This window comes from Ruegeria sp. YTSA135, assembly GCF_059610165.1.
This window is the reverse complement of record NZ_JBXWNC010000034.1, coordinates 1-10,261: the sequence shown is the minus strand read 5'-3', so window position 1 is coordinate 10,261 and position 10,261 is coordinate 1. Positions and strand designations below refer to the sequence as shown.

Below are 10,261 nucleotides of genomic sequence, written 5' to 3'. Positions count from 1 at the left end.
CACTGAAACCAGCGGATCCCATCGAGGCCAGGAGCAAAGATGCTTCAATCAAAGGCCGGATAGATTCACGCATCCAATGCCGTCAACACGATCACGAAAAACACCTTGCGCAGGGGGCGTCCATAGATCCACTCCATGAAGGTTAGGATGAACCAGAAATCCGCAAGCAGCAAAGCGTCTGCAGATAAATTGGTAAAGAGCATCCGCCGCAAGACCTGGCAAACCTACTCGGCCCAAGAGAAGATCCGCATTGTTTTGGCCGGGATGCGCGGTGAAGAAAGCATCTCGGCGCTATGCCGTCGGGAGGGCATCGCTGAGAGCCATTACTACAGTTGGTCGAAAGAGTTCCTCGAAGCAGGCAAACCCGAGCAATGACACCTACTGGACCGACGGTGGTTACGACGGACGGCCGGATGATTGGAGGATCGCCTACGACAACGACGACTAAGGTGTCAAAGCGGGAACGTAGGAGACCTCTAGGTTCAAAGCCTCCTTCAGCTTCGCTGTAGGCATCGCCTGAAGTTCCAGGCAGTCATCAAAAGGAGAGATCGGATAAACCTAAGTCACCCTGTGGTTCAACGCTGCGTGATGCCCTACAACGCCTTACTTGAGCGTGATTTCTTCCAAACCGCTATCTGACACGTCGAAACGAACGTAACAAATTACACTGCAACCAGAGCAGCGCCCGTTAATTACTTAGCGCTTTTGGAAGGAATTATGTCCAGACGACCGGCTAAAACTGTGCGATCGTCGTTCAATCAAAATGTCTAGCGTCAAACGCAATGCTTGCAAGGGATTGCCCTTGCAGCACAGTTTCGAAACAATCGCGACCGCAGTGAAGCCGGCCCAGTACCCCCGCCTTAGCTACGGTTGCAGCATTCTCGCAGATAAACCGCGCGCAGATTTCTTGCGACAGGTCCGGGCACTCCGTCTCCAATCAGCACATCGTTGATCTGAACCACGGGTGCAACGAAGCTAGTCGCCGACGTTATGAAAGCCTCGTCTGCTTCATAGGCCTCGTTAACCGAAAACGGACGTTCTTCTACCGTCATGCCGGTCAGTTTCGCGTAGTCGAGCACAGCGGTGCGCGTGATGCCTGGAAGGATGTCGGAGCCTAGGTTCCGGGTGACGATGCAATCACCTTTCACGATGTAGGCATTGTTCGAAGTGCCTTCGGTTACAAGGCCGTCAGCGACGAGCCAGGCATCGTCGAAGCCTTCTTCCTTTGCTTCCATCTTTGCAAGCGAGGGATAGAGAAGCTGCACCGTCTTGATATCTCGCCTCGCCCATCGCAGGTCTGGTAAAGTTTTGACTTTCAGCGCCAGCTGCTCGATCGGGATGTCGGCGATCCCAGGTTTTGACTGCGTGAACATTACAACCGACTGATTTGTCCCCTCCGGTGGAAAGGCAAAATCACGCTCGGCGATACCACGCGTGACTTGAACATAAACCAGACCGTCGGTGATGGCGTTTTTCTTGATCAGGTTCAGATGGATCCGGCGCACCTTATCCAACGGCATCGGCATGTCCATTTTCAACTGGCCAAGAGACCGTGCAAGCCGGACCATGTGATTGTCGAAATCCACCATCTTGCCACCAAGAACGCCGGTGATCTCATAAACGGCGTCGGCAAACAGGAAACCGCGGTCAAAAACCGATATCCTTGCTTCCCGCTGTTCTAAAAAGCTGCCGTTTACATACACTGTTGTCATTTTGTCTTGCCTTACATTTTGAAACTAGGGATTGGGCGTTACTTACCGCTGCCACCCGATTGCGGCTGAGGCAAGCTCTCCCCAAATGGCATTTACGGTGGTCAAATCCTGCACACCCAGCCCCGAGAGGCATGCGACAGTTGTTGCCTTCCTGTTCCCGCTTTCCCGCGAAAGCACGGATCCGATTTCGATAAATGCGTCTTCGGTCAACACATTTGCCGAGAGCGCGCGGGCTGTTGCCCCGTACATTCGAGCCGTGGCCTTTGCGTCGACAAAAACCTCTGAGTCTTTCAGGATTTCCGGATCAATCTCGCATTTGGTGGTGTCGTCCGACCCGACAGAGGTGATATGCTGGCCCGGTCTGAGCCAATCGGCCTGTATCAAGGGGTCTTTTGCTCCGGTCGCGGTTACAATCACATCGGCTTGGACAACTGCGGTCGGCAGGTCATCAACCACTTGCACGGACACCCCGGTGAGAAGCGATTCTAGTGACGAGCAAAGCTCACCGGCTTTGGCGCGATCCCGCCCCCAGATCTTCAAGGTCTTGATTGCGCGCACCGCAAGCAAGGCTTCAGCCTGCAACCGCGCTTGCGTCCCGGTTCCGACGATCAAGGCGGACCGGGCCGATTGTGGAGCCAACAGTCTTGCCACCAGCGCACCTGCCGCCGCGGTCCGGTAATCCGAAATCAGGTGGTCGTCTTGCAGGATGGCCAGCGGCTTGCAGGTTTTGCTGTCAAAAACAGCAATCATACCGCTGGATGCCGGTTCGCCCCGATCTGCGAGGACCTGGGACCAGCCCGCCATCTTGACCGTAAAAATTGGACAACCCGGCAGAGACGCCGACTTGACATGAATGTCGGCCAAGTCGTTGGGATGCAGAACATAAACCGGCGATTGCGCCCTGCCGTCCGAGATCGCTTGGAATGCTAGCTCTGCAGCCGGGATCAATTGCTCGATGTTCAAAAACGGGCGGATGGTTTCTGAGCCGATGACTGGGATCATGGCGCAATCAGTTCACCGCGGCCGACAAAAGCGACTTCGCCTGCGACCGTCACTCTTTTAATGTCGTCTGGCGAGCCGAAGGGCGTCACGATTATCTCGCTCGGCCGCCCCATAAAGTGGCCTTGCTTCAAAGGAAAACTGCGGCCCGACTCCGCCAATCCATGTTTCAAGGCATAGGCTCCAACCACGCCAGCGGCGCTGCCGGTTGCGACATCCTCCATGATCCCGTCATTGTTCCAATGCCGCCCTTCAAATGTGTCGACATCGAGCAGATATGCAAACTCCGCCCCGAAACGTTTCAGCGACTGCTCCAAATCGGGAACTGTGATCCGCGCGTCCTTCAACCCTCCCAAAACCGGAACGACGAGGTATTTCAAACCTGTTGAGATGACTTCCAGCGGAAAGTCAGCAAGTTGATCCAGGTTAAAAGCTCTGGCAATGCCCTGCCGTTCTTGCGCGTCGACCGTGCCGATTATCTCGGGCCTGCCTTGATCAAGTGCGCCGAAATAGTGCCCATCCCGGTACTGCGTCGAAACACTGACCTCTCTTCCGCCCTGCAAGCTGATCGTCCACTCCCGCGAGCCTTCGGCGCCCGCTTTTTTATGCAAGGTGCAAGCAGCACCGATAATGGGGTGACCTGCAAATGGTAGCTCCTCAAAGAGATCAAACACTCGCGCAGAGATTTGACCATTGTTCTCACTCAGGAAGATCGACTCAAAGTGTCGCATCTCCTGGGTAATGGTCAGCATTTGTTCGCCGGTCAGCCCTTCGGAATCTGTAAATACTACCAGACTATTGCCGCAATAGGGCTTGGCCGCGAAAACATCGCAGTGAATGAAGTTGAAGGTCAACTTTGGAGGTGGCATAAGGAACCTGCATAGCAAATGATCTATATAGATAGGTATCTATTCAGTGGATGTATATGTGTCAACAGCCCAAGCACTGCGCGCCCTGGCCCATGAGAACCGATTGCGAATTGTGCACTGGCTCTCAGAGCCCGAACGTCACTTTCCGCCGCAGGTCGATGGTGATTTGGTAAAAGACGGGGTATGCGTCGGCTTCATCACGGAAAAGATTGGCTTGAAGCAACCGACCGTGACCAACCACATGCAAATCCTGCAAGAGGCTGGCTTGGTCGAGAGCAAGAAGATTAAAAACTGGGTATTCTACAAGTTGCGCCCAGATCAGGTCGAAAATGTACTTCGAAAAGTCGGCCAGATGCTTTGAAAACGGCCACCCAAACGACCAATGGTCTGGACTTCGGTAACTAGGGCGTTCCCGCCAAGCATTCGCGCGCATCCTGGCATACCGGTCAGATACAGTTCGCGAAACGCCGGATGGGAAAATTCGCCCCTTCTGAACCTTGCACATACAGCAGAGTACTGCATTCCATCCTTGAGATCGGCCCCGTTGCCAGCACGATGAAATCCGAGAAATCTTGAGGAGCAGGCCAACACTGAGAACACGGTGTTGCACTTATTGCCTGGCTCGCATCCCTTTCGACAGCACCGCGAGAATTTCCGGTTTGCAACTTACAGAATCGGAGCAGATATCGAGCCAAGAGCAGTCACACTGATTACTGAATATCCAATTTCATACCGATGTGGCTGGGCGCAAATCCGGCTGCCTCGTAAAAGCGCAGAGCTTCTGGCCGGGACTTGTCGGTCGTCAGCTGCACCAGTCCGCACCCGTGTTCGCGGCACTTCTCAATGGCCCATCGAATCATCTCGCCTCCGATACGCTGGCCACGTTCGCTTGAAAGTGTCCGAACGCTTTCAATCTGACCGCGCCACATGCCTTTTCGCGACAGTCCGGGAACAAAGGTCAATTGAAGGCAGCCCACCACTGCACCGTTCCGTTCCGCCACGGTTAGATACTGATTGGGATCCTTGTCAATCGCCGCAAAAGCCTTTTGATAGCAAACAGCGGCAGGCATTGTGGCGTCCTCTCGCGTTGACCCGAGAACGTCGTTTGCGAGCATCTGCACGATAACATCCAAGTCGGCGCGCCGTGCCTTTCTTATACTTGATGCCATTGCTTGATCTCCTGTTGATAACTTATCACTTAACGGACGTACGCCTCATTCAGCTTTCGCGGGGACGTCGTCAAGTTATTAACCTTGCGCCATTGACTGCGTAGCGTGGCTCCATGATCAGCCGTGCGTCCAAATCCCGTCTGAAGGGCTACCGCTTCTCTCGCTCAGTCATTTCATACGCAGTCTGGGCCTATCATCGATTTGCGATGAGCCTGCGCGATGTGGAAGATCTGCTTGCAGAACGCAGTGTCTTGGTGAACCACGAAACGATCCGGCCATGGGTACAAAAATTTGGTCCGAAAATTGCGACACGGGTCCGGCAGTCACGTACGTCACCATCTGACAAATGGTACTTGGACGAGGTCGTGATCATCATCCGCGGAAAGAAGCACTGGCTTTGGCGTGCTGTGAACAGCGATGGTGAAGTTCTCGACATTCTAGTTTTATCCCTCCGGAATGCTCGTGCTGCAAAGCGCTTTATTTCCAAGTTCATCGAGCGCCGGGGCAAACCTCGGGTCATCGTGACGGACAAACTGCGCAGCTATGGCGCGGCCCTGCGCAAGCTCGCGTTGGACGTGCATGACGAAACTTCCAACCTGTTCCGTCCCCGCCGCCATAAGCTCACCGCCGCATCCTACCGCCAAACAAGAGTCGCCGCTTTCGATCACTGGAACGATTGCGCCAACCGCTTGGTCGCATAACCAGCAGTACGACGCCAATCTTTGGCGCTCAAAAAAAATAACCTGACAATTCCCTCCAGAGGCGCAGACCTCGCATATTTAATTAGGACCCGAACCGCGAACTTGCCATACCGGCCCGTGGCCAGAACGCGTCACACACCAAAGGCCTGACACATAAGTGCAACCGATCACGCACCTCAACAGTCAGAAATTCCTTGCATAAACGGATGCATCCACACAGGAGGTCTCCGGGCTGCAACGCCTTGTTCCCGCTGCGCCCCATAGTGACATTCCTGCCTTGCAGAACCAGTGACATTTCTACTTGGTTGCAACATACTGTTAAGCAGGGTGGATTCAAAAGCGAAGTGTCCATTCTGTACTAAGCCAGAGGTTAGCATGGAGGTTGATGGACGGTGGTCGGCCCCACTTGTGTGGCCCAATTTGATTGTTGGTGCACGACCAGTCTTTGGTCCATCTGAACGAAGGTTTCCCCAGGTTACTTTGAGATTTCCAGAGACTAACGAATTTTGGGAACTTTTCCTCATTTACGCTGTGGATAATCGCGAAAAGGCCCGGTATCTTCACCCTCTCGTGATTAATAGGCAGAAAACCGTTCCCGTGTTCGACCTACCCGCGCAGCGTGCGCATCTTTCCGAAAAATATGATCTTGCACCGTCGCCCGAGCTGGCGGCGAGCATGAGTGAAATTTATGGCCGCATGTCCCGCGTAGTGTCGCCGATGGATTGGGCGATCTACGCGCCTTACATCAAGGCGATCAACGATCTGAAGGCCGAGCGCAATGCGGTCATTCTGGGCCATAACTATATGACGCCCGAAATTTACCACGGCATTTCAGATTTTGGCGGCGACAGTTTGCAGCTGGCGATCAAGGCCACCGAGGTCGAGGCGGATGTGATCGTGCAATGCGGCGTGCATTTCATGGCTGAGACATCGAAGATCCTCAGCCCCGAAAAGACCGTGCTGATGCCCGATATGGACGCGGGCTGCTCCTTGGCGGAATCAATCACGGCCGAAGGGATCGAGGAAATGCGCCGCCGTTATCCCGGTGCGCCGGTCGTGTCCTATGTGAACACCACGGCCGAGGTCAAAGCGGCTTCTGACATATGCTGCACCTCATCGAACGCAGCGCAGATCGTTGCGGCGCAAGACAGTCATACAGTTATCATGACCCCAGACCAGTATCTGGCACAGAACGTCGCGCGTGATGTGCCGCAAAAGAATGTGGTCTGGTGGGAAGGCTCGTGCATCGTACACGAACAATACCGTCCTCAGGACCTGCGCGATTTTCGCAAATGGAACCCCGGCACGCGTCTGATCGCGCATCCCGAATGCCCGCCAGACGTGGTGGCCGAGGCCGATTTTTCTGGATCCACCAGTGGGATCATCAAATATGTCACCGATGAAAAACCTGAAAAGGCGTTGCTGATCACCGAATGCTCGATGGCGTCGAATATCGCGGATGCTTTGCCCGAGGTCGATTTTGTCGGCCCCTGCAACATGTGCCCGTACATGAAGAAGATCACGCTGGAAAAGGTGCTGTTCGCGCTGGATACCATGACCGGGCAGGTCGAGGTTGATGCGGAAGTGGCTGACAAGGCGCGCCTGTCGGTGCAGCGCATGATCGACCTTTCGCGCAAACTGGGTATTTGATCAGCAACATGAAGATCGTTGAAACGCCGCGAGTGGTCATCATTGGGGCCGGGCTGGCGGCGGTTTATACCGCGTTGAAGCTGGCCCCTTGTCCGGTCGTGATGATCTCGCCCGAACCGCTGGGGTCCGGCGCAAGCTCAGCCTGGGCGCAGGGCGGTATCGCTGCGGCGATGGCCAGGACGGACAGCCCCGAAGCCCATGCCGAGGACACCATGCGCGCGGGCGCCGGGTCGGTCCTGCGCGAAGTGGCCGAGTTCGTCACCCAAGCCGCACGGGAGCATATCCTCGACCTGTCCGACCTTGGCACTGGATTCGACCGCACCGCCGATGGCGGCTTTGTGCAATCGCGAGAGGCAGCGCATTCCGCCGCTCGGGTGGTGCGGGTCAAGGGCGATCAGGCCGGTGCCGAGATCATGCGCGCGTTGATCGTGGCTTTGCGTAAAACCGCATCCATTCAGGTCATCGACGGGGTACTGGCGGTTAGGTTGGAAAGCGACGGTGCGCAGGTCAGCGGGGTTTATCTGGCCGATGCCGGCGCACCGAACGCACCCCAGGTTCTGCTGCGCGGGTCGGCGCATGTGCTGGCAACCGGGGGCTCTGCGGGCCTGTATGCCAATACCACCAATCCCTCGCGCATCCGGGGTCAGGGAATTGGCATGGCCGCGCGGGCCGGCGCGCGGATTGCGGATCCCGAGTTTGTCCAATTCCACCCCACTGCAATTGACGTCGGTGAGGACCCCACTCCGCTCGCGACCGAGGCGTTGCGTGGCGAGGGGGCCATTTTGATCGACGGAAATGGGCATCGGTTCATGCTCGACATCCACCCCGATGCCGAACTTGCACCGCGCGACACGGTTGCCCGTGCTGTATATATGCAGACGCAGGCGGGTCTTCGTCCGGCCTTGGACGCGCGCACAGCAATCGGCGCGCGAATTTCGGATCATTTCCCCGCAGTGACCAAGGCCTGCCTGCGCAATGGCGTTAACCCTGTGCGCGATCCAATCCCAGTCACTGCCTCGGCGCACTACCATATGGGCGGTATCGAAACAGATTTGGCGGGCCGAAGCTCGCTGAAAGGACTTTGGGCCTGTGGCGAGGCCGCTTCAACCGGGTTGCACGGCGCGAACCGGCTGGCGTCAAACGGACTGCTTGAGGCGCTGGTTTTTGCCCGCGCATGTGCGCGGGACATTGCGGAGTCTGTGTCCGTCGGTCACGTGCCAGAAGTTGACCTCGCTCTGACCGAGGCAGCCCAACCGGCACGGGGCACGAAGTTGGAAGCCTTGCGTCGTACCATGACTCAGCACGTGGGCTTGGTGCGTAATCGCTCCGGTCTTAGCCGTGCCCTGGGTCGGATCGCGGCGCTTGAGGCCCGAGATCGGGCCTCTGACGTTTTCCTGAACATGACGGCCACGGCCACCCTGATCGCTGCTGCTGCGCTGCTGCGTGAAGAAAGCCGTGGCGCGCATTACCGATCAGATTTCCCTGACCCTATCCCCGGCCCCGGCCAACGCTCTGCCCTGACGCTGTGCGAGGCTGTCGCCCTGCGGGACCGTATTACAAAGGACGCAGCATGACCCTTCCAGCCTTACCCGACATGATCCTGGAACCTTTGGTCCGGTCGGCCCTGATGGAGGATCTAGGTGCCTATGGTGATATCACCACCCAAACGGTGATCGCGTCGGACGTCACTTATGCCGCGCGCCTGAACGCCCGTGAAGATGCGGTGGTATCGGGACTGCAGGTTGCCGCCATGGCGTTCCGTATGTTCGATCCTTCGCTGAAGATTTCCACACAAATCGCGGATGGCCAGCGCTGTACCAAGGGCGACACGCTGATAGAGATAGCAGGCAAGGCGGCCTCGATCCTGTCGGCTGAGCGCGTGGCGTTAAACTTTGCCGGACGCCTGAGCGGCATTGCCACCGCAACGGCGGCACTGGTGGCTGAAATCAGGGGTACAAAGGCGCGCATTACCTGCACGAGAAAAACCACCCCCGGCCTTCGTATCGTTGAGAAACAGGCGGTTCTGCATGGCGGAGGATTCAATCACCGTTTTTCCTTGTCGGACGCAATCCTGATCAAGGACAACCATATCGCGGCGGCTGGCGGCGTACGCGCTGTTCTTGAGGCCACGAAAGCTCGCGCTTCGCACATGATGAAGGTCGAGATCGAGGTGGATACGCTGGAGCAACTGGCCGAAGTGCTTGACGTGGGCGGCGCTGATGTTGTGCTGTTGGACAATATGCCGCCTGACATCTTGGCCAAGGCGGTTACACTGGTTGATGGTCGGCTGATCACCGAAGCCTCGGGCAATGTTACGCGGGACACAGTTGCTGCCATTGCGGCCACCGGCGTGGATTTCATTTCATCCGGCGCATTGACCCACTCCTATCGCACGGTCGATCTGGGTTTGGATTTCTGACGCTATTGCCAGGGCATGATAACCCGACAAGCTAATTGAATACCCGCCCGCACTCGAACACTTTCGTTTTGCATCTCAACGTTCGACCAATCTGGAAAAAATCACTGTGATCAACATAAGTGTAGTCAGCGCCGATTAGAAACGACACATCGCGCATCCGCTTTCCCTGACTAGGTGAAGTCGGCTGGGCAAAGCCGGACACAGGGTCGCGGACAAAGCGTTTTGCCCCAGCATAACCTATCTCTCCAGCACCGCAGCCGCTTTTGCGAGCCGTTGAGAAGCGGCTGGAATCCGTCCGAAATCTGTTCCGTCGTGCCAGTGTCAGTCCAGCTAAGTTGGAAGGGTGTATTGGCCTTTCCGACGCCTTTGGCATAGATAGCCGGTCGGCCGCCTCCCGCAAACGCGGGCCTTTGGCAGGGTCGCCAATGCCCAAACCCGCAACCTTTGACCGTGATGGATTTTTCTCCCTGCGTATCATGGGATTGTCTGGCGGGCCTTTTCGCCTTACGGTTTTTGGATCTGTATCTACAGTCCTGCAGACCTGACGATGTGAGATGTCGTGGTCCAGCATTTCTCTCAGCCAATAGAATTTAGCGGAAAACTGCAGTTTTTATGAACGAAAGCGCATCTACTCCTTCCCTCTCATCCGAAGGTTGGTAGAAATGTCGAAGCAGCCAAAGCGAAACAGAGAATGAGTAGCGTGGCCAACGCTGACAGCGCAGCAGGGGCAGGACCCACGCGC

At 56.3% G+C, this 10,261-nt stretch carries 9 protein-coding genes and 1 pseudogene; 6 read left to right on the top strand and 4 right to left on the bottom strand.

Translation table 11 applies throughout. From position 1 onward, the window contains the following. Positions 1-147 precede the first annotated feature (147 nt). Positions 148-363, top strand: a pseudogene (locus tag AC2FIT_RS22305) (transposase); the annotation flags it as partial. Positions 364-860: 497 nt separating this feature from the next. Here the strand turns inward: AC2FIT_RS22305 and AC2FIT_RS22300 are convergent. From AC2FIT_RS22300 to AC2FIT_RS22290, 3 genes are read right to left on the bottom strand one after another with little or no spacing between them, the layout of a single operon-like run. Further along, entirely contained in the window at positions 861-1,712 is an 852-nt protein-coding gene (locus tag AC2FIT_RS22300) for a D-amino-acid transaminase (RefSeq protein ID WP_496832588.1), read from the bottom strand. A gap of 42 nt (positions 1,713-1,754) precedes the next feature. Next, entirely contained in the window at positions 1,755-2,714 is a 960-nt protein-coding gene (locus AC2FIT_RS22295; RefSeq protein WP_496832586.1) for an ornithine cyclodeaminase family protein, read from the bottom strand. Further along, a complete protein-coding gene (locus tag AC2FIT_RS22290) occupies positions 2,711-3,565 on the bottom strand; it encodes a PhzF family phenazine biosynthesis protein (protein ID WP_496832585.1) in 855 nt (284 codons plus the stop codon). The genes AC2FIT_RS22295 and AC2FIT_RS22290 overlap by 4 nt, the downstream gene beginning before the upstream one ends. A gap of 73 nt (positions 3,566-3,638) precedes the next feature. Between AC2FIT_RS22290 and AC2FIT_RS22285 the strand changes: the two genes are divergently transcribed. Further along, on the top strand, positions 3,639-3,941 hold the full coding sequence (locus AC2FIT_RS22285) for an ArsR/SmtB family transcription factor (RefSeq protein WP_496832583.1): 303 nt from the start codon (positions 3,639-3,641) through the stop codon (positions 3,939-3,941). 349 nt (positions 3,942-4,290) lie between these two features. On the opposite strand, the gene AC2FIT_RS22280 is transcribed toward AC2FIT_RS22285, so the two are convergent. Then, positions 4,291-4,749 carry a GNAT family N-acetyltransferase gene (locus AC2FIT_RS22280; protein WP_496832582.1) on the bottom strand — a complete coding sequence of 153 codons (459 nt, stop codon included), beginning with the start codon at positions 4,747-4,749 and terminating at the stop codon, positions 4,291-4,293. A gap of 113 nt (positions 4,750-4,862) precedes the next feature. Between AC2FIT_RS22280 and AC2FIT_RS22275 the strand changes: the two genes are divergently transcribed. From AC2FIT_RS22275 to nadC, 4 genes are all read left to right on the top strand, one after another. After that, on the top strand, positions 4,863-5,450 hold the full coding sequence (locus AC2FIT_RS22275; protein WP_496832581.1) for an IS6 family transposase: 588 nt from the start codon (positions 4,863-4,865) through the stop codon (positions 5,448-5,450). Between the two features lie 597 nt (positions 5,451-6,047). After that, positions 6,048-7,100, top strand: coding sequence for a quinolinate synthase NadA (nadA, locus tag AC2FIT_RS22270; protein ID WP_496832580.1), 1,053 nt, complete (start codon positions 6,048-6,050; stop codon positions 7,098-7,100). Positions 7,101-7,108: 8 nt separating this feature from the next. Beyond that, entirely contained in the window at positions 7,109-8,674 is a 1,566-nt protein-coding gene (locus tag AC2FIT_RS22265; protein WP_496832578.1) for an L-aspartate oxidase, read from the top strand. Then, complete coding sequence (nadC, locus tag AC2FIT_RS22260) at positions 8,671-9,519, top strand: carboxylating nicotinate-nucleotide diphosphorylase (RefSeq protein WP_496832576.1); 849 nt, start codon at positions 8,671-8,673, stop codon at positions 9,517-9,519. Before AC2FIT_RS22265 ends, nadC begins: the two co-directional genes overlap by 4 nt. The last annotated feature ends 742 nt before the right edge of the window (positions 9,520-10,261 follow it).

Coding starts and splice junctions, on each gene's coding strand:
- AC2FIT_RS22300 (WP_496832588.1), bottom strand. CDS start 1,712: ATGACAACAGTGTATGTAAACGGCAGCTTTTTAGAACAGCGGGAAGCA.
- AC2FIT_RS22295 (WP_496832586.1), bottom strand. CDS start 2,714: ATGATCCCAGTCATCGGCTCAGAAACCATCCGCCCGTTTTTGAACATC.
- AC2FIT_RS22280 (WP_496832582.1), bottom strand. CDS start 4,749: ATGGCATCAAGTATAAGAAAGGCACGGCGCGCCGACTTGGATGTTATC.
- AC2FIT_RS22275 (WP_496832581.1), top strand. CDS start 4,863: ATGATCAGCCGTGCGTCCAAATCCCGTCTGAAGGGCTACCGCTTCTCT.
- AC2FIT_RS22265 (WP_496832578.1), top strand. CDS start 7,109: ATGAAGATCGTTGAAACGCCGCGAGTGGTCATCATTGGGGCCGGGCTG.
- nadC (WP_496832576.1), top strand. CDS start 8,671: ATGACCCTTCCAGCCTTACCCGACATGATCCTGGAACCTTTGGTCCGG.